The sequence below is a fragment of the Glycomyces sp. NPDC046736 genome, from assembly GCF_040645615.1.
In the GTDB taxonomy this organism is placed as follows: Bacteria; Actinomycetota; Actinomycetes; order Mycobacteriales; family Micromonosporaceae; genus Glycomyces.
Genome location: NZ_JBEYYO010000014.1, coordinates 77,960 through 96,606 on the forward strand (window position 1 = coordinate 77,960; position 18,647 = coordinate 96,606).

The 18,647-nt window shown below is 69.7% G+C and carries 15 protein-coding genes and 1 other RNA gene; 5 read left to right on the plus strand and 11 right to left on the minus strand.

Going from position 1 to position 18,647, the window contains the following annotated elements; all coding sequences use genetic code 11:
* Nucleotides 1-18: 18 nt before the first annotated feature.
* Complete coding sequence (locus AB0B28_RS15110) at nucleotides 19-750, plus strand: CPBP family intramembrane glutamic endopeptidase (protein ID WP_360121107.1); 732 nt, start codon at nucleotides 19-21, stop codon at nucleotides 748-750.
* Between the two features lie 204 nt (nucleotides 751-954).
* On the opposite strand, the gene AB0B28_RS15115 is transcribed toward AB0B28_RS15110, so the two are convergent.
* Nucleotides 955-1,851, minus strand: a complete 897-nt coding sequence (locus AB0B28_RS15115; RefSeq protein WP_360121109.1) for a LysR family transcriptional regulator — start codon at nucleotides 1,849-1,851, stop codon at nucleotides 955-957.
* Between the two features lie 99 nt (nucleotides 1,852-1,950).
* Between AB0B28_RS15115 and AB0B28_RS15120 the strand changes: the two genes are divergently transcribed.
* Nucleotides 1,951-2,298 (plus strand): DoxX family protein, encoded by a 348-nt coding sequence (locus AB0B28_RS15120; RefSeq protein ID WP_360121111.1) that lies wholly within the window; start codon nucleotides 1,951-1,953, stop codon nucleotides 2,296-2,298.
* 64 nt (nucleotides 2,299-2,362) lie between these two features.
* On the opposite strand, the gene AB0B28_RS15125 is transcribed toward AB0B28_RS15120, so the two are convergent.
* The 5 genes from AB0B28_RS15125 to glnA form a co-directional block, all read right to left on the minus strand.
* Nucleotides 2,363-3,820, minus strand: coding sequence for a glycosyl hydrolase family 18 protein (locus tag AB0B28_RS15125; RefSeq protein WP_360121113.1), 1,458 nt, complete (start codon nucleotides 3,818-3,820; stop codon nucleotides 2,363-2,365).
* A 290-nt stretch (nucleotides 3,821-4,110) separates the two neighbouring features.
* Entirely contained in the window at nucleotides 4,111-5,073 is a 963-nt protein-coding gene (locus AB0B28_RS15130) for a magnesium and cobalt transport protein CorA (RefSeq protein ID WP_360121115.1), read from the minus strand.
* Between the two features lie 325 nt (nucleotides 5,074-5,398).
* Nucleotides 5,399-8,002, minus strand: a complete 2,604-nt coding sequence (locus tag AB0B28_RS15135) for a bifunctional [glutamine synthetase] adenylyltransferase/[glutamine synthetase]-adenylyl-L-tyrosine phosphorylase (RefSeq protein WP_360121117.1) — start codon at nucleotides 8,000-8,002, stop codon at nucleotides 5,399-5,401.
* Nucleotides 8,002-8,697: a type 1 glutamine amidotransferase gene (locus AB0B28_RS15140; protein ID WP_360121119.1), complete on the minus strand. Its 696-nt coding sequence runs from the start codon at nucleotides 8,695-8,697 to the stop codon at nucleotides 8,002-8,004. Before AB0B28_RS15140 ends, AB0B28_RS15135 begins: the two co-directional genes overlap by 1 nt.
* Before the next feature lie 17 nt (nucleotides 8,698-8,714).
* Nucleotides 8,715-10,067 (minus strand): type I glutamate--ammonia ligase, encoded by a 1,353-nt coding sequence (glnA, locus tag AB0B28_RS15145; RefSeq protein WP_360121120.1) that lies wholly within the window; start codon nucleotides 10,065-10,067, stop codon nucleotides 8,715-8,717.
* A 105-nt stretch (nucleotides 10,068-10,172) separates the two neighbouring features.
* Here glnA and AB0B28_RS15150 point away from each other — a divergent pair, with 105 nt between their 5' ends.
* On the plus strand, nucleotides 10,173-10,877 hold the full coding sequence (locus tag AB0B28_RS15150) for an MOSC domain-containing protein (protein WP_360121122.1): 705 nt from the start codon (nucleotides 10,173-10,175) through the stop codon (nucleotides 10,875-10,877).
* A 112-nt stretch (nucleotides 10,878-10,989) separates the two neighbouring features.
* On the opposite strand, the gene AB0B28_RS15155 is transcribed toward AB0B28_RS15150, so the two are convergent.
* From AB0B28_RS15155 to AB0B28_RS15170, 4 genes are all read right to left on the minus strand, one after another.
* The gene (locus AB0B28_RS15155) at nucleotides 10,990-11,676 is read right to left on the minus strand and encodes an HAD family hydrolase (protein WP_360121124.1); all 687 of its coding nucleotides are present in this window, start codon (nucleotides 11,674-11,676) and stop codon (nucleotides 10,990-10,992) included.
* Between the two features lie 63 nt (nucleotides 11,677-11,739).
* The gene (gene panB, locus AB0B28_RS15160; RefSeq protein WP_360121126.1) at nucleotides 11,740-12,603 is read right to left on the minus strand and encodes a 3-methyl-2-oxobutanoate hydroxymethyltransferase; all 864 of its coding nucleotides are present in this window, start codon (nucleotides 12,601-12,603) and stop codon (nucleotides 11,740-11,742) included.
* 157 nt (nucleotides 12,604-12,760) lie between these two features.
* On the minus strand, nucleotides 12,761-14,503 hold the full coding sequence (locus AB0B28_RS15165) for an NAD+ synthase (RefSeq protein WP_360121128.1): 1,743 nt from the start codon (nucleotides 14,501-14,503) through the stop codon (nucleotides 12,761-12,763).
* Nucleotides 14,504-14,560: 57 nt separating this feature from the next.
* Nucleotides 14,561-15,319: a sulfite exporter TauE/SafE family protein gene (locus AB0B28_RS15170; protein ID WP_360121130.1), complete on the minus strand. Its 759-nt coding sequence runs from the start codon at nucleotides 15,317-15,319 to the stop codon at nucleotides 14,561-14,563.
* A gap of 31 nt (nucleotides 15,320-15,350) precedes the next feature.
* On the opposite strand from AB0B28_RS15170, the gene rnpB reads away from it, so the two are divergent.
* Nucleotides 15,351-15,746, plus strand: an RNA gene (gene rnpB, locus AB0B28_RS15175) — RNase P RNA component class A.
* 83 nt (nucleotides 15,747-15,829) lie between these two features.
* Complete coding sequence (locus tag AB0B28_RS15180) at nucleotides 15,830-16,543, plus strand: protein phosphatase 2C domain-containing protein (RefSeq protein ID WP_360121216.1); 714 nt, start codon at nucleotides 15,830-15,832, stop codon at nucleotides 16,541-16,543.
* Here AB0B28_RS15180 and AB0B28_RS15185 read toward each other — a convergent pair.
* A complete protein-coding gene (locus AB0B28_RS15185) occupies nucleotides 16,540-18,627 on the minus strand; it encodes a tetratricopeptide repeat protein (RefSeq protein ID WP_360121132.1) in 2,088 nt (695 codons plus the stop codon). The genes AB0B28_RS15180 and AB0B28_RS15185 overlap by 4 nt on opposite strands.
* Nucleotides 18,628-18,647: the final 20 nt, after the last annotated feature.

Sequence of the window (18,647 nt, forward strand, 5' to 3'; positions counted from 1 at the left end):
GCAATCGGAGAGGCTCCCATGTTCCTCGATCTCCTGGCCTATGCCGGGCGCGTCGCGCCCGGTCTGGCGCTCATCGGTGCGGGCGCGGTGCTCGCGCGGCCGCTGCGCGAGCCGCTGCTGCGGATCGGGCTGCTGATTCTCGGCTTCATCCTCATCAGGGACGCCATGACGCCGACCGGCCTATGGCGGCTCGGCGCCGAGGCCGGCGTGCTGTGGGTGCGGTTCACCGACGACGCGGCGGTGCTCGTCGGGTTCGGGGCCGCGACACTCGCGTCGACGGCCGCGGTGCTGCGCTTCGACCCCGGATTGCGGGCGCTGGTGCGCTGGGGGCCGGTGCGCTGGCGGACGATCGGGCTCGGGCTCGCGGGCGGCGCGGTGGCGGCCGCGCCGCTCATGGCGATGTCGGCCGGGACGGGCGCGGGCGGCCCGGTGGCGATCTCACTGCTGCCCGCGCTGTTGTGGTTCTCGCTGACGGGGAACCTCGCCGAGGAGGTGCTGTTCCGCGGGTTCCTCCAGGGCCGCATGGAAAGCGCGGTCGGGCCGGTCCGGGCGGCGCTGTTCTCGGCGGTGTGCTTCGCGGCCTGCCACGCGTTCCTGGCCTCGACGGTGACCGACATCGGCTGGCCGCTGCTGGCGTTCACGCTCTACGAGGGCGTGATCTGCGCGTTCCTGCGCCTGCGGTGGGGCGTGCTCCCGGCGGCACTGGCGCACGGTCTGGCGATCTTCCTCCTGGCAAGCGGGATCTTCTAGGGCCCGTCCTGTGAATCCGGGCGGATAGCGACCGTTCGAAGCCTCTACGTGAACGCGGCCGAGGACGGCGCGTACCTCGCGAAGCAGTACGCGGACCGCTTGGGCCGCGTCAAGATCGGGGCGGCGAATCGGATTCAAGTCCGCCGAGGACCTCGACCTCAAGGTCCTGGAGAAACTCGCCCGCCACGCGGCGAGGCTCGCGCCCTAGGACGGGTCGGCGTGATCCATTGCGGCCCTGATGAAGTCGGCCAGCGGCGAGTCTTCTGGCGGAGGTTCGGGCCAGGCCAGGGCCACCGTCGTCGGGGCGACGCCGGTGACCGGGAGGTAGACGATGTCGGGGCGGGCGTAATAGCGGGCCGCCGACTCGGGGGCGAGCGCGATGCCGTCGCCGCCGGCGATCGCGGTCAGCCAGTCGTCGGGAAGGGCGGTGACCGCGCCGACTCGGACCGGGCGGCCGCCGCGGGAGTCGACGGCGAGCCAGTGGTCGCGGAACGCTCCCGTGGCACCCGGAGCGGCGACGAACGGCTCGTCGAGGAGCTCCTCGAAACGCAGTTCATCGCGCCCGGCGAGCGGGTGGGCGGTGGACATGGCGATGCAGCGGGGCTCGCTGAACAGGGTCAGGACGCGGAACTCGCTCTGGCGCGGGAAGGGGACTCGCAGGAACGCGGCGGCCACGTCGCCGGAGGCGAGCCCCGCGATCGGGTCGTCCCAGCCCGCTTGACGCAGCTCGACGCGCCAGTCGGGGCGACGCTCGCGAAAGGACGCCAGGATCGGTTGGGTGCGTTCGTTGGCGGCGCTGGCGAGGAAGCCGATGCGGAGCACTTTGGACGCTTCCGCTTCGGCTGCGCGGACGGCGGCCAGGGCCGCATCCAAGGCGTCGAGGACGGTCTGGGCGCTGGCGGCCAGGGCCTCGCCGGGCGCGGTGAGGGTCATGCCGGTGGCGGTGCGGGTGAACAGTCGGGCGTCGAGCTGCTGTTCGAGCAGGCGGATCCGCTTGGTGAGCGCGGGCTGCGAGACGTGCAGGCGGGCGGCGGCGCGGGTGAGGTGGCCTTCCTCGGCCACGGCGCGGAAGGCGCGGAGGAGCCTGGTGTCGACGTCCATTCCCGGAGGTTATCGACACCGGTATTGGACGGCGGGCCGGGGGCGGTCGAGACTGGAGTGGCCCGGGGGAACGGCCGCCGGGATCGAGGAGGCCTTGCCATGTTCGTCGCTCTGGTGGTCGTGACCGCGGTCAACATCGTGTGCAACGCGGTGGAGGCGGTGGCGAACTTCGCGGGGGCCGCGTGGGTGAAGCGGAATTCGCACGCGGTGGGGGTGCCCGACTCGATGCTGCCGTTCCTCGGCACGGTCAAGGCGGCCGCGGCCCTGGGGTTGGCCGCGGGGCTGTGGTGGCGGCCGATCGGCGTCGCGGCGGGTGTGGGCCTGGTGGCGTTCTTCTTGTGCGCGTTGGTGCTGCACGTGCGGCGGCGGGTCTTCCACAACATCGCCGGGCCACTGTTGTTCTTGGGCCTGTCGGTCGCGGTGCTGTGGCTGATGCTCGCGGCATAGGCCGGCGGGCCCCGTTTCCGAGGCCCGCCGGGTGTGAAGGGTCAGCAGTGCGGTTCGAGCCCGATCAGCTCAGGCCGCCCGCGATAGCGTTCACGAGCGCGCCGTTGCTGGTGTCGCCCGAGAGCTCCCAGGAGAACGCGCCGCCCAGGCCCTGCGAGTTGAGCCAGTTCACCTTGCTCGCGATGGTCGCGGGAGTGTCGTAGCTCCACCAGTTGTTGCCGCAGTAGGCGTAAGCGGTGCCCGCCACGGTTCCGGTCGAGGGGCAGGAGTTCACCAGGACCTTGTAGTCCTCGATGCCCGGTTCGTAGGTGCCGGGGGCGGGGCCGGTGGCCGAGCCGCCCGGTGCGGACTGCGTGACGCCGGTCCAGCCGCGGCCGTAGAAGCCGAAGCCGAGCAGGAGCTTGCCCGAGGGCACACCTATCGACTTGAGCTTGGCGATCGCGGTCGCCCCGTCGAAGCCGGCGATCGGCTGGCCGCTCCAGCTGTTGAGCGGCGAGTGCGGCGCGGTCGGACCGTCGGCGTCCCAGGCGCCGAAGTAGTCGTAGGTCATGACCATGTAGAAGTCGACGTACTGCGCCGCGGCCGCGTAGCCGCCGGCGTCGATCTTGCCGCCGGAGGTGCCGTCGGCCGTGATCGCAGCGGTGACCAACTCGTCGTTGCCGAACTTGGCCCGCAGGGCGCTCATGAGGTTCGGGAACGCGTTGGGGCCGCTGGTGTCGCAGGTGAGGCCGCAGGCGTTCGGGTACTCCCAGTCGATGTCGATGCCGTCGAACAGGCCGTCCCAGCGCGGGTCGTGCAGCAGGTTGTAGCAGGACTCGGCGAAGGCCGTCGGGTTCTGCGCGGCCTGGCCGAAGCCGCCGGAGTACGTCCAGCCGCCGAAGGACCACACGACCTTGATGTGCGGGTACATCTCCTTGAGCTTCAGCAGCTGGTTGAAGTTGCCTCGCAGGTCCTGGTCCCAGGTGTCGGCGACGCCGTCGACCGATTCGGCCGCGGTGTAGGCCTTCTCGATGGCCGCGTAAGAGTCGTCCAGTGTGCACTGTCCGTTCTTGACGTTGCCGAAGGCGTAGTTGATGTGGGTGAGGTCCTCGGCCGAACCGGAGGTGACGATGTTCTTCACGTGGTAGTTGCGGCCGTAGACGCCCCACTCGGTGAAGTACGCGGCGTTGACCTGGTCGCTCGGCGGGTCGACCGGCGGGTCGGTCGGCGGGTCCGTGGGCTCGTCGGTGGTCGGCGGCTCGGAGGGGCCGTCGCCGCAGGCGCCCTTGGACTCCCAGACGCCCCACTCACCGGTGGTGCCGGGGGTCTCACCGGTGGTCCACCACTTGGCGCGGTACTCCACGCCCTGGTGACTGACCTGGTCGCCGCCGACGTAGACCGCCGTCGAGGACCAGGCCTGCGAACAGACGGTCTGGGCGGAGGCACTGAAGGGGTTGGCGACGGTGTAGAGGGCCGCGCTCGCGACCACGGCCAGAGCCGCGGTGAGCGAGACGATCAGCCGTCGGGTATTCAGTCGTCTCAATGTTCCTCCCGAAAAGTAAAGAGACTTAACTGATAGGTATCTTTATTTTTACGACCACGACCAGGGGAAGTCAAGCATTCTCATCGAAAAATTTGAATACAGCTAGATTGCCGGTGCATTTCCGGACGAGTACCGCAATTCGGCCCAGGTTTCGATCTCACCCTGAGTGACCGCATGCTCGACTCGATCGTTTTGCACGGCAACGCTATGGTGGACGGGAAGGCAGGCAGGGCCAGAGGGGCGGGAACCGAGTTCCCGTCCCTCACTCGTTCTCCTTGGGGCGCAATGCCTCAGAGCCAGCCGTTTCGTTTGAAGCCGCGGTACAGCAGCAGGCAGATGACGACTATCAGGGCCAGGACCAGCGGGTATCCGAAGGTCCAGTGCAACTCGGGCATGTGGGTGAAGTTCATGCCGTAGATCCCCGCGATCGCGGTGGGCACCACGGCCATCGCGGCCCACGCGGAGATCTTGCGCATGTCGTCGTTCTGCCAGGTCCCGATCTGGCCCTGGTGGGCGGTGAGCACGGTGGTCAGGAGGCTCATGCAGGTCTCGACGGCGGCGTCGACGCGGATGAGGTGGCCTGCGACCTCGGCGAACCGGTCGGTGCGGAACACCGGGGTGTGGGACTTGTGGCGGCGCACGAGTTCGGCGAAGGGGATGAGCGGGCGGACCGCGCTCTGGAATTCGAGGGTCTCGCGGATGAGGAAGTAGATCTCCTCGTTGTGGTCGGTGCGGGTACTGGAGAATACGGCGCGCTCGACGTCGTGGACGTCGTCGGCGAGGTCCTCGATCGCGCCGTCGTACTGCTCGACCACGATGTCGAAGAGCGCGTGGACGATCTCGGCGATGCCGCCGGAGCGGAACTCGGGTTCGTCGAGGCGTTCGCGCACGGTGGCGGACGGGTCGACGACGCCGCGGCGGACGGTGACGAGGGAGCGGCCGTTGTTGAAGAGGGTGAAGTCGCCGGTCTCGACCTGGCGGGTCTCCTCGATGTACCAGACGGTCTTGATGAGGACCATCGCCGAGCCTTCGTAGGTCTCGATCTTGGGACGGCGGTAGGTGCCGGGGGCGGGGTCGAGTCCGAAGTGGTCCATGTCGAGGGCGGCGAGCGCGGTGCGCAGGAGGGTGACCTCGGGCGCGTCGAAGTGGACCCACACGCACGAGTCCTCGACGGCGGCAGCGGCGCGGATCGCGTCGGCGTCGCCGGTGCGGCGCTCGGCCCCGCCCGGTCCGACCACGGTGTACTCGATCATCCGAACCCCCGCCCCGAGTCTAGGCGCGGGGAGGGGCGAATGCCCCGCCGTCCACAACCCCCTCCCTCCCGAGAGGGGAAAAGGAAGCTGGGCCGAGTCTGGCCGAGGGGTACGACAGAAATCGGCGGAAAATCGGGCGAGAAGGCGGGAGTTCACCCGAAAGTGGTATACGCAAGCGAAGAATGCGGGGCGCGGGGCGCGGGGCGCGGGGCGCGGGGCGCGGGGCGCGGGGCGCGGGGCACGAGGCACGAGGCACGAGGCACGAGGGGCGGGGCACGAGGCGCGGGCCGCGGGCCGCGAGGCGCGAGGGGGCGCGAGGCTCGGTTCAGGCGTCGTAGACGATTCGTTGGGCTGCCTCGTGGGCCCGCCTGGTGAGGCGGCGGTAGTGGTTGAGGAAGCGTTCGGTGTCCTCGCCGAAGCCGAGGGTCTGCGCGAGGGCGGCGAGTTCAGGGCCCGAGCGGGGCAGGTCGTCGCGGGGGACGCCGCGGGCGAGGGTCATGTCATTGCGCACTTTGGACACGAACTCCCACGCCTCGCTCAAAGCGTCCAGGTCCGCGCGGCTCAGGTGGCCCAGCGCCGCCGCCGCCTCCAGGGCAGGGATCGTCCTGGTCGTGCGCATCGACTCGTCCTCGCCGTGCTCCAACTGGAGCAGCTGCGCGGTCCACTCGATGTCGACCAGGCCGCCGCGCCCGAGCTTCGTGTGCCCGTTCGGGTCCGCGCCTCTCGGCAGGCGCTCGGAGTCCACTCTGGCCTTGACCTTCCGGAACTCGATCAGCTCGGCCTCGCTCAACCCCCCAGGGCGGTAGCGGATCTCGTCGGCGAACGCCGTCCACTCCTCCTGCAACCCCTGGTCCCCCGCCACCGGCCGCGCCCGCAGCAGCGCCTGGCGCTCCCACAGCCGCGCGCGGTCGGCGTAGTACCGCCGGTACGCCGCGAAACTCGGCGCCAGAGCGCCGCCCTTCCCCTCAGGGCGCAGATCGAGGTCGAGCACGAGCGGCGGATCGGCCGTCGAAGAGGCCAAGAGCGTCCGCACCGAGTCGACGATCTTCGCCGCGGCCTTGCGGTGCGCGTCCTCGGTCCCGGCGTGGATGAACACCACGTCGGCGTCCGAGCCGTACCCGGTCTCGCGGCCTCCCAAGCGGCCCATGCCGATCACCGCGATCGGCGGTGCGTCGGCGACGTCCCTCGACGCGATCTCCAGCGCGACTTCCAGCACCGAGTCGGCCAGGTCCGAGAGCGCGAGTCCGACGCCCTGGTCGTCGAGGAGCCCGAGCAGGTCCGCGGCGGCGATGCGGATGAGTTCGCGGCGGCGCATCGCGCGCACCGCGCTGATCGCGGCTTTGGCTTCTGAGTGGCGGGCGGCGGCCTGGCGCATCCCGACCGTGGTCTCCTCGCGCGGGCGCGGCGTCAGGTCCTCATTGTCGGATAGGTACCGGAGCGACTGCGGCACATGCAAAAGCAGGCTCGTGAAGTACCGTGAAGTCCCCAGTAGACGGGCGAGCCGGACCGCGGCCGGCCCGCCGTCGCGCAGCAGGCGCAGGTACCAGGGCGTGGAACCGAGCTTGTCGGAGACCTGCCGGTACGCCAGCAGCCCGCGGTCGGGCTCGGGCGAGTCGGCGAGTTCGTGGAGCACCACCGGCAGCAGCGCCCGCTGCACCGTGGCCGTGCGCGAGACGCCCGCGGTGAGCTTCTTGATGTGGGTGAGCGCGCTCGCGGGGTCGTTGAACCCGAGCACGGCGAGCCGGTGGGCGGCCTCGGCCTCGCTCATCCGCAGTTCATGGGTGGGCACGCGCGTGACCGCGTCGAGCAGCGGCTTGTAGAGCAGCTTCTCGTGGAGGCGGCGCGCGGTGGTCGCGTGCGCGCGCCAGGCTGCGAGGAATCCTTCATCGGTGGTGTATCCGAGGGTGCGGGCGAGGTGGTGGAGCGGCTCGCCCCCGTCGGGGACGCGGTGGGTCCTCAGCAGCCGCTGGAGCTGGAGCCGGTGCTCCACGGTGCGCAGGAAGACGTACGTGTCCGCGAGGTCCTCGCCGTCGCGGCGGGCCAGGTACCCACGGGCCACGAGCACATCGAGCGCGTCCAATGTGGATCTGACGCGGAGGTTCGCGTCTCCTCGCCCGTGCACGAGTTGCAGCAGCTGCACCGCGAACTCGATGTCCCGCAGGCCGCCCGGGCCGAGTTTGATCTCGTAGCGGCGTTCGGCCGCGGGCACCGAGTCGGCGACCTTGCGGCGCATGTCGCGGATGTCGGCCACCACGCCGGGCCGGTCGGCCGCGCCCCAGATGAACGGCTGCACCGCGGCGAGCCATTCGAGCCCGAGTTCGAGGTCCCCGGCGGCGGGCCGGGCCTTGAGCAGCGCCTGGAACTCCCAGGTGCGGGCCCAGTCCTTGAGGTAGGCCTGGTACGAGTCGAGGCTGCGCACCAGGGCGCCGTGGCGGCCCTCGGGCCGCAGCCCCGCGTCGACGGTCCAGGTCGCGGGCCCCACGATCTGGATCATCCGCGCGGCCTGGCGGGTGGCGAGTTCGAGGTCCCCTTCGGCCACGAACACCACGTCCACATCGGACACGTAGTTGAGCTCGTCAGCCCCGGTCTTGCCCATCGCGATGACCGCGAGACGGGTCTGGTCCTCAGTGGACCCGAGTTCTTCGCGGGCGAGGTCGAGGCCGCGGGCCAGGACCGCGTCGGCCAGGCGCGAGAGCGCCACCGAGGTGCGCTTGAAGTCGGCCGAGCCGGTCAGGTCGGCAGCGGCGATGCGCAGCAGGTTCGCCTTCCAGGCGGCGTTGAGGTCGAACGCGTTCGCGTCGAAGACGCGCGCGAGCCCGGCCTCCTCGCTCTCGGTCAGCGCGGCCTCGGCGTCGGGGTGCGCCCGCAGGAAGTCGGCCAGCGCGTTGCTGGCCTCGACGACGGCGAGCTTCGCGGCGGCGGCGTCCATCAGTCGATGAGGGGCAGGGCCTTGCGTCCGCCGGCGGCGACGCGGGCGAAGCGCTGGAGGATCGGCTTCCAACCGGCGACGATGTGCTCGTCGACGGCGGCGGCACGGGCGAGGGTGGCCTCGTCGAAGTCGCCGAACGCGGCGAGTTGCTCTGGGGTGAACTCGAAGTGGGACTGGACGCCCCAGGCGGTGTCCCCCAGCCGGAACACTTCGAGGGCGCCGCGGGGCGTCGAGGCGAGGAGGGTGGCCTCGCCGGGGAGTTCGACGAGTTCTTGGCGGCGCCAGCGGATCGCGTCGAGGGTCATGGGCGCGGGGCCGAAGACGAGGTCTCGGCCTGCGGCGTCCCTCTTGGCGAGCATGCGGGGGCCGACGGGTTCGTCGCTGTCTTCGACGCGGCCGCCGAAGGCGGCGGCGAGGGCGCGCGCGGAGGAGCAGATCGCGAAGGTGGGGGTGTCGTCGGCGACGGCGTTGGCGAGGAGTCCGGTGAGCTCGTCGGACCAGTCCTTGGCGCGGCCGCCGCCGAGGGCGATGAGCGCGTCGTGGCCGCCTGCGGTGTTCGGTACGGCCTCACCGAGGTGGGGCCGTACCGTGTCGAGTTCCATGCCGGCTTCGGTGAGCCAGGCGGCGGCGCGTCCGAGGCCTTGCGCGGGGTCGTTCTCGATGACGAGAGCAGTGCTGCGAAGTGCGGTGGTCACGCCTTCATGCTAATCGGTCAGAGGTTGATGTACCGCTTGCGTTCGAAGGAGGTCACCTGGGTGCGGTAGTCCTCCCATTCCTGGCGCTTGTTCTTCAGGAAGTAGTCGAAGACGTGCTCGCCGAGGATCTCGGGGACGAGCTCGGAGGACTCCATGGCGTCGAGGGCTTCGGCGAGGTTGGCCGGGAGCGGCTGGTAGCCGGCGGCGACGCGTTCGGCGTTGGTGAGCGCCGAGACGTCGTCCTCGGTGCCGGGGGCGAGTTCGTAGCCCTCTTCGATGCCCTTGAGGCCGGCGCCGAGGAGCACGGCGTAGGCGAGGTAGGGGTTGGTGGCCGAGTCGAGGGAGCGGATCTCGACGCGGGCGGAGTTGGGCTTGCCGTAGACGGGGACGCGGACGAGCGCGGAGCGGTTGGCCTTGCCCCAGGAGACGTAGGAGGGCGCTTCGGAGATCTGGCCGTACTGGGGGCTGGAGAAGAGGCGCTTGTAGGAGTTGACCCACTGGTTGGTGATGGCGGTGAACTCGGGGGCGTGGCGCAGGAGCCCGGCGATGAAGGCCTTGGCGGTCTTGGAGAGCCGCTGCTCGTCGCCGGGGTCGTGGAAGGCGTTGTCCTCGCCTTCGAAGAGGGAGAGGTGCGAGTGCATGCCCGAGCCGGGCTGGTCGGTGTAGGGCTTGGGCATGAAGGAGGCGGTGACGCCGTTGGTGAGCGCGACTTCTTTGACGATGTGGCGGAACGTCATGATGTTGTCAGCGGTGGTGAGCGCGTCGGCGTAGCGCAGGTCGATCTCCTGCTGGCCGGGGGCGACCTCGTGGTGGGAGAACTCGACGGAGATGCCGACGCGTTCGAGCGCGAGGATGGCCTGGCGGCGGAAGTCGCGGGCGGTGGAGTGGGTGGTGTGGTCGAAGTAACCGCCGTCGTCGACCGGGGTGGGCCTGGTGCGGCCTTCGGGGTCGATGTCGGAGACGAGGAAGAACTCGATCTCGGGGTGGGTGTAGAAGGTGAAGCCGCGGTCGGCGGCTTTGGAGAGGGCCCGGCGCAGGACGTGGCGCGGGTCGGCCCAGGAGGGGGCGCCTTCGGGGGTGAGGATGTCGCAGAACATGCGGGCGGACTCGCCGATGCCGCGGCCCTCGAAGGGGAAGACCTGGAAGGTGGTGGGGTCGGGCATGGCGACCATGTCGGATTCGTAGACGCGCGCGAATCCCTCGATGGCCGAGCCGTCGAAGCCGATGCCCTCGTCGAAGGCGGATTCGAGTTCGGCGGGGGCGACGCTGACGGATTTGAGGGTCCCGAGAACGTCGGTGAACCAGAGCCGGACGAACCGGATGTCGCGTTCTTCGAGCGTGCGAAGCACGAACTCCTTCTGCCGTTCCATGGTGTCCTCCTCTGTCCTGGGGCGGCAATTGTCTCACCTGTTTGTGTCGGCGACGTTAACCCGCCCAGACTGCCGCCCAAACGTGAGAAGGGTACATTCGGGAGCGTGTTCGCAGGTGAGATCAAGCAGTTGTGGCGCTACCCCGTGAAGGGGTTGCGGGGTGAGACGCTCCGTTCGGCCGTGGTCGATTTCGACGGGCTGGCTGGGGACCGGAATCTGGGTCTGTTCGAGCCGGGCACCGACAAGTCGGTGTGGGGCGGGAGCCATCCCAAGCTCATGGCCTGGGAGGCGGCGTTCCCGGCGCAGTGCGGTTGCGCGGATTCGGCGTCGGGCGACCCGGTGTTGTACGAAAGCGGCGGCGCGGCCTGGTCGGCCGACGACGCGGCGCTGCCCGATCGGCTGGCCGAGACGATCGACGCCGCGAAGGGCGTGGAGCTGCGGAAGGTCTCGCGCGACTACGGGCGGATGCTGGTGGTCTTCGAGGCCAGCGTGCATCGGTTGAGCGAGGAGCTGGGCCGCGAGGTCGAGGTGGAGCGGTTCCGGCCGAACGTGGTCGTCGGCACCGACTTGGAGCCGTACGCGGAGACGTCGATCGAGCCGGGGACGGCGATCCGCCTGGGCGCGCACGAGTTCACGCTCCAGAAGCCGTGCGAGCGGTGCGTGCTGCCCAGTTGGGACCCCAGTGGGACCAATGAGCGCGACATGGAGCTGCACAGGCACGTGATCAAGGCGCTGGGCAATCACTTCGGGATCTACGTGCGCATCAACGAGACCGCGACGATCGCGGTAGGCGACCCGGTCGGGGCCTGAGGACGTGGGGACGCCCTGAGCCGGGGATCGGTCGGCTCAGGGCGCAGTCTCAGCATAAGCCCGCGGGGCGACATGCTGGGTTCACGCCGATCGGCGGTGACCCGGCACCCGCTCAGGCGGTGGTCTCGGTGACCCAGCGGTGGATGAACGGGTACAGCTCCTCAAGGGAGGTGCCGGTGGCGTCGGCGCGTGGCCAGGGCCGCCCGTAGTGGTCGATGTAGGCGGTCGCGCAGCCGCGGTCGGCGGCCGGGGCCAGGTCGTTGCGCGGGATGTCGCCGATGCTGAGCAGCGAGGAGGGCGGGCGCTCCTCCAGGAGTTCGTCGAGGATCGCTTCAAGGCCCTCGGGCTTGCCCGCGTCCCCGATGACGTGGTCGAACAGGCCGTCGAGGCCGAGGCGTTCCAGGACCGGCTCCAGGCTCGAGGCGGGCGCGTTGGTGGCCAGCGCGATCTCGACCGTGCGGGGCAGGCTCCACAGGAACTCGCGGAAGCCCTTGGGGGCCCAGACCTGGAATTTGCCGGCGGCCATGAGGTCGCGGGTGGCGACGTAGGCGTCGTGGCGGGTGGACTCGTTGACACCGAACTCGCCGGCGAGGCGGCGGACGGCGTTGTCGGCGTCGAAGGCGTCGAAGGTGGACGCGGTGGTGGGCTTGCCGGCGACGAACGCGGCGTGGGCGGCGAGGAAGGCGCGTTCGTCGTCGCGATCGAGCGCGGAGGCGACGAGCCTCGCGTGATGGGTCGCGTGCTCGGAGCCGAGCCGCACGGTGCCGTCGTAGTCGAAGAGCAGGATGGCGTCGTTCACGTACGCAGACGCTACGCGAAAGGCCGCCTTCCCCATAGGGCAAGGCGACCAGACTCACCGGGCTTATTCGAAAGAGTGGGCCTTGGTGGGGAATTCCCCGGCCCGGACTTCGTCGGCGAAGGCCTTCGCGGCGTCTTGGAGGACGTCGGCGACTTCGGCGTAGCGCTTGACGAACCGCTGGGGGCGGCCGCGCCGCATCCCGGCCATGTCCTGCCAGACCAGGACCTGCGCGTCGGTGTCGGGTCCGGCGCCGATGCCGACGGTGGGGATCGGGAGCTGCTTGGTGACCTCGGCGGCGACGGCGGCGGTGACCATTTCGAGGACCACGGCGAACGCGCCGGCCTCGGCCACGGCGTGCGCGTCGGCCTCGATCTCGGCGCCGCCGGCGGCGCGGCCCTGGACGCGGTAGCCGCCCACGGCGTGCTCGCTCTGCGGGGTGAACCCGATGTGGGCCATGACGGGGATGCCCGCGTCGGTGAGGGCCCGGATCTGGGCGGCCATGCGGCGGCCGCCTTCGAGCTTGACGGCGTGCGCGCCGGCCTTCATGAAGCGGACGGCGGTGGCCAGGGCCTGCTCGGGCCCGGACTCGTAGGAGCCGAACGGCAGGTCGGCGACGACGAGGGTGCGCTGGGTGGAGCGGGCCACGGCGGCGACGAGCGGTACGAGTTCGTCGACCGAGATCTGGAGGGTGGTCTCGTAGCCGTAGACGTTGTTCGCGGCGGAGTCGCCCACGAGCAGGGCCGGGATGCCGGCTTCGTCGAACAGGGCGGCCGTGTACTGGTCGTAGGAGGTGAGCATGGCCCACTTCTCGCCGCGTTCCTTGGCTTCGATGAGGTGGCGGGTGCGGACCCGCTTGACGTTCTTGCCCGGCCCGTAGAGGCTCGGGATCTCGTCACTGGTGTCGGGGGTGGGATTCGAAGACGTCATCGTCAGGCTCCTGTATCTCCTCGTGGCCGGCCGCGCCGGTCCCCGGGCAATTACCTAACCAAAGTAACGCTCATCGATATGTGTGTCACCGTTCGAAGGCGGTTGTGTGACAAATTCCCCCGGCCGCGGGGGCCGGGGGCATTCGCGGTCGCGTTTTTCAGCTGGGTTTTCCACGGAACTTGTTGGTGATCGGGAGGCGGCGGTCGCGGCCGAAGGACTTGACGGTGATCTTGGTGCCGGGCGCGGACTGGCGGCGCTTGTACTCGGCGCGGTCGACCAGGCCCGCGACGCGGTCGACGACGTCGGCCGGGTAGCCCTGGGCGACGAGGTCCTCGCGTCCGGCGTCGCCGTCGACGTAGCCGGTGAGGATGCCGTCGAGGACCTCGTAGTCGGGCAGGGAGTCGGAGTCCTTCTGGTCGGGCCGCAGTTCGGCGCTCGGGGGCTTGAGGATCGTGTTCTCGGGGATCGGCTCGGTCTCGCCCAGGCTGCGGGCCTTCGCGTTGCGCCAGGTCGCGAGCTCGTAGACGAGGGTCTTGAGCACGTCCTTGATCGGTGCGAAACCGCCGACGGCGTCGCCGTAGATCGTGGAGTAGCCCACCGCGTACTCGCTCTTGTTGCCCGGCGCGAGCACGAGGTGCCCGTGCTGGTTCGACAGGGCCATGAGCAGGCTCCCGCGCACGCGGGCCTGGAGGTTCTCCACGGCCAGGCCGGAGATGGCGATCTCGGCGAGGTAGGAGTCCACGATCGGCTGGATGGCCTCGACCGAGTAGTGCAGGCCGCAGCGTTCGGCGAGGTCGGCGGCGTCGTCGAGCGAGTGCGAGGACGAGTACTGGCTGGGCATCGAGACCACGTGGACCTTGTCGGCGCCGATCGCGTCGCGCGCGAGGACGGCGGTCAGGGCCGAGTCGATGCCGCCGGAGAGGCCGAAGATGACCGACGCGAAGCCGTTCTTGCGCACGTAGTCGCCCAGGCCCAGGCGCAGGGCCTCCCAGATCTCCTCCAGGCGGTCGAGCTGGGGGGCGTGGGAGGGCTCGATGCGGGTCTCGACGGTCGCGGGCTCCTCGGAGAGGACGTGGAGGATCGTGCTCATCGCCGACGAGGAGTGGTTGGCGATGTCGCCGCCCTTCGCGGCCTCGGCCTCGATGTCGGTGACGAGCAGTTCGGGCGCGAAGCGGCGCGCCGAGGAGAGGATCCTCCCGTCGGCGCCGACGACCATCGAGCCGCCGTCGAACACGAGCTCGTCCTGGCCGCCGACGACGTTGAGGTAGGCGATCGGGGCGCCGACTTCGGCGGCGCGCTCGGTCACGACGGCGAGGCGGCGGTCCTGCTTGCCCTGCTCGTACGGCGAGGCGTTGATGTTGACCACGAGCCCGGCGCCGGCTTCGGCGGCGACGGCGAACGGGACCCCGCCCCACACGTCTTCGCAGATGGTGAAGGCAACGTCCACGCCTCCGATGCGAGCGAGGTGCAGTTCGTGGCCCTCCACGAAGTAGCGCTCCTCATCGAAGACGCCGTAGTTGGGGAAGTGGTACTTGTAGTAGCGGAATAGGACCTTGCCGTCCTGGAGTAGCGCAAGTGCATTTCGGACACCATGACCCGTAGTCGACCCGATCGGTCCGTCCGCGTCTATGTATCCGACGATGACGGGGAGCGATCCGTTCCCGTCCGCGGCGATTTCTTCGGCGAGGCGTTCGAGGCGCTCGCGGCTGGCCTCCACGAAGGAGTGGCGCAGGGCGAGGTCCTCGACCGGGTAGCCGGTCAGGGAGTGCTCGCCGGTGGCGAGGAGGTGGGCCCCGGCCGCGGTGGACGCGGTGGCGGCCCGGCGGATGAGGTCGGCGTTGTGGTCGAGGTCGCCCACCACGGGATTGTCCTGGGCGAGTGCGATTCGGAGCGTCGGCATGGGCCCATTGTTCCGCGCCCGGGCGCCGGGCGTCATGCGACTTCCGCGACTAGTGGCCTACAGCGACCGGACGAGCAGGATCGCGGAGAGGATCAGGCCGTAGACCACGATCGCGATGCGCAGGGGCTTCTCGGGGATGCGCTGGAACAGGCGCGCGCCGATGTAGCCGCCGAGGAACGTGGCCGGGACGAGGACGGCGATCGCGATCCAGTCCACGTCGGCCCAGATGCCGTACATGACGGTGGTGACGATGCCGACGAGCATCGTGCAGAAGTTCTTCAGAGCGCCCACCCGGACCAACTTCTCGCTGACGCCCATCGCGATCACGGCCATGAGGATCAGGCCCAGCGCGGCGTTGAAATACGAGCCGTAGAGGCACCCGGCGAACACGCCGATGTGCAGGACCACCGGGTGCAGCGCGTTGCCGCCGTTGAGGGCCGTGACCTTGCGGTTGATCCACGGGCCCACGGCCATGAGCAGCGTGGCGGCCAGCACCAGGAACGGCACGATCGCCTCGAAGACCTCGTGCGGAGTGTTGAGCAGCAGCAGCGCGCCGCAGACGGAGGCCACGACGGCGGTCGGGATCAGCCCGAGCGCGCGCCGCATCTGGGGGCGTAGGTTCTCCCGCGACCCGACCGCGGCCGCCGCGTAGGCGGGGGCGACGGCGATCCCGTTGGTGGCGTTCGCGAGCAGCGGGGGCACGCCCACGGCCATCAGCGTCGGGTAGGTGATGAGCGAGCCGCCTCCGGCCACGGCGTTGAGCCCGCCGCCGAGCAGACCGGCGACGAGCAGAGCGGAGACCTCAAGCAAATTCATGGCTCCGGCAGCGTACGCTTGGCCGCTGGAACGAGATGGCCAGGCGGTCGCGGCAGTGACGGGAGACCGTCGCCGTCGAGGAACGTCCGGGCTCCACAGGGCAGGGTGGTTGCTAACGGCAACCCGGGGCGACCCGCGGGATAGTGCCACAGAGAACAGACCGCCAGTTTCGGCTGGTAAGGGTGAAACGGTGGTGTAAGAGACCACCAGCGCCGCCGGTGACGGCGGCGGCTCGGTAAACCCCACCCGGAGCAAGGTCAAAAGGAGCCGCGAGGCTCTGCGCGAAGGTCCGAGGGCGGCCCGCCCGACCTGCGCCGCGGCCGCGGCACAACCCTTCGCGGGTAGACCGCTAGAGCACGTCGGCGACGACGCGCCCAGATGGATGACCGCTCAACGACAGAACCCGGCGTACCGGCCATCTCGTTCCCCCTTCTTCTTGATCGGGGGCGCTCGGTGTTCGAGGTGGTTGCCGGTTCTTGGGCTGGTGGGGGTGCCAATGAGGATCGGTTCATGGTGGCCGATGCTTGGGCGCTGGTGCTGGACGGGATCACGCGGTATCCCGATGACGGGTGTGTTCATGATGTGCCCTGGTTTGTGAGCGGGCTTTGCGCGGCGGTTGCGGGGCGGGTCTGGTCTGGGTCGTTGATCGAGGTGCTCTCGGGGTCGATCGCGGAGGTCGCCCGGTCGCATGAGGGCACGTGCGATCTGGCCAATCCGGTGTCTCCTGGGGCGACCGTGGCTCTCGTGCGGGTCGTCGGCGAGGTCTTGGAGTGGTTGCTGCTCGGGGACTGCGCCATCGCTTGGACCGACCAGGCCGGGGCGGTCCAGGTACGCGGCGACGAGCGGCTCGCGGAACTGCCGAACCCTCCTGCGGCCGTCGACGTGGCCGGAATCCGGCGCTACCCCGTCGAATACGTCGCGAGCGTCCGCAACCGCGAGGGAGGCTTCTGGGTGGCCGCAACGGCCCCTGAAGCGGCCGCCATGGCCTACACCGGCGAAGTGCCGGTCGACGACATCGGTCAAATGCTGATCTGCACCGACGGATTGACGCGCCTCGTCGAACGCTACGACCACACCTGGGAGTCGATGTTCACCCGAGCCGGAGCCGACGGCATCTCCGGCCTGTTGAAACTCGTCCGAGCCGAAGAAGAACGCGACCCCAACTTCGGCCCCAAGTCAAAACGCCACGACGACGCGACCGGCGTCTTCTTGAGGTTCCGCTAGGTCTCGTCAAGGAGTGCGCTCGCGGCCTGTGCGTCCTCGCCTCGACCGAGCTGCGAGTAGATCGCGATCGCCTCGCGGAGGTGACCGCGGGCGGTACCGTGGTCGCCGCAGGCGCTGGTGGCTCTCGCAAGTTCGCGCAGGACGTCGGCCAGTTCGCGGCGGCTCCCCGCGGCACGGTGGATCGCCTCGGCCTGGGTGAGGTACACGACTGCGTTTCGGTGTTCGCCTTGGCCCGATTCCACACCGCCTAGGCCTTGGAGGCTGAACGCCCGGCCGAGATCGTGCCCGATCGACTCGTAGATCTCGCCCGAGCGCGTGAAGAGCGCGATCGCAAGGTCGAAGTCCCGCAGGTCGAGTGCGACCCTGCCGAGTCCTTGGATCGAATGGCCCAGGCCGCGGGCGTTGCCGGTGATCTCGTATTCCTGCGCCGCCTCCTCGAAGTAGTACCTCGCGGCTCGGTGCCGCCCGAGCATCAGGGCGACATCGCCCAAACCCCACACCGCATGCGCATGCCGGTCGCGTTCACCGAGATCGCCGAACACACCGGCCGCGTACTCGAACGAGCTTTCGGCCTTTTCGAACAGGCCTCTCACACGATCGATGTGGGCGAGGCCCTGGACTGCGAGCGCCTTGCCGCTCAGGTCGCCGACGTCGCCGAAGAGGTCGCCGGCCCGCTCGAAGTATCGGATCGCCTTCTCGTACTCGTCGCGGCCGCGCATCACCTCGGCCAATCCGTGCATCGCGCGCGCGAGGCCGGCCTGGTCGCCGACCTCCTCGAACACTTGCGCCGCATGCCGGTTGAGCGTCTCGCCGTCGCCGTATCGGCCGAGCGCGTACGCGCGCAGGCCGGTGATCTCCGCGAGGAGCGCATATTTGCGGGTCGTCCCGGCCAGCGCCAGATCGCGCTGGTTGTCGAACTCGACGTCCACCAAAGGAGCGCCGAAATGAAAGTACCGGCCGGCGAGGTTGCGGGAGTATCGGACGAGCTCGGCCCGGGCCGCGTCGAAGTCCCCCTCAGCGCGTGCGCGATGAGCGGCATAGAGGCGGACCGTGTCGTGGGCGGTGTAGGCGCGCATTCCCGGGTCGTCGACTTCAGGGTCATGAAAGTGCCGCCGCACGAAACCGGTGCGGATCAAGGCGTTCATCAGCGCGTGCGTCTCGGTCACGTCGCAGCCGAGTGCCGCTGCGAGACTCGCCGCGGTCGGGGTCGTTCCCGCGTGGGCGCCGAAGACTCGCAGGGTGAAACGCTGGTCGTCGGTGAGGTGGGCGTACGAACCGTCGAAGCGAGCGAAGATCACTTCTCTGGTGTCGAGGTCGGGTTCGGCGGTGAGGTCGCCGATGATCTCGGCTAGCGATCGCTCGCCGTATCGCACCTGCTGCGCGTGCATCTCGATGAGGACCGGGAGGTGGTGGTCCCACTTCACGAGCTGTTCGACCTCGCGGGACGGGTGTTCCTTCCCCGCGATCTCGGTGAAGAGCGCCGTGGCGGCTTCGGGTTCGAGCGCGTCGAGCATGAGCGGTCGCGTCGCGGAGTCGAGTGCGATCAGGTCGCGGCTGGTGATGATCGTGGCGCAGCCGGGCTGGTCCCTGAACAGGAGCCCTTCGAGCTGCGCCGCGTGCTTCACGTTGTCCCAGACGATGAGCAGGCGCCGTCCGGCGGTGCGGCCGCGCCACGCGCTCAGGCGGCCTTCCGGGCTCATGCGCTCGACCTCGATCGCCTGGAGTTGCGAGTCGATGGTCGGCAGGATCTGCATGAGCGCTTGGTCGGCGTCGTGCGGCGGGGAGCCCGGGGTGTAGGACTGGAAGTCGTAGAAGACTTTCCCGTCGTATCGATCGGCGAACACGCTCGCGAAGGCCACGGCGAGTTTGGTCTTGCCGATGCCTCCGAGACCGCCGAGCGACTGGATGCGGGCCACTCCTGCGCCGTCGAGGGCCTCGCGCATCTGCTGGAGTTCGCGTTCGCGGCCTACGAAGCCTTCGGCGGAGATGCCGGGATGCCAGTAGTCGCGCCACTCGCCTCGCCCGGTTTCGCGCAGTTCGACCTTGCCGATGTGCACTACGCCGCCTTGGACCAGGTTGTTCACCGGTCCTTCGAAACCGAGGG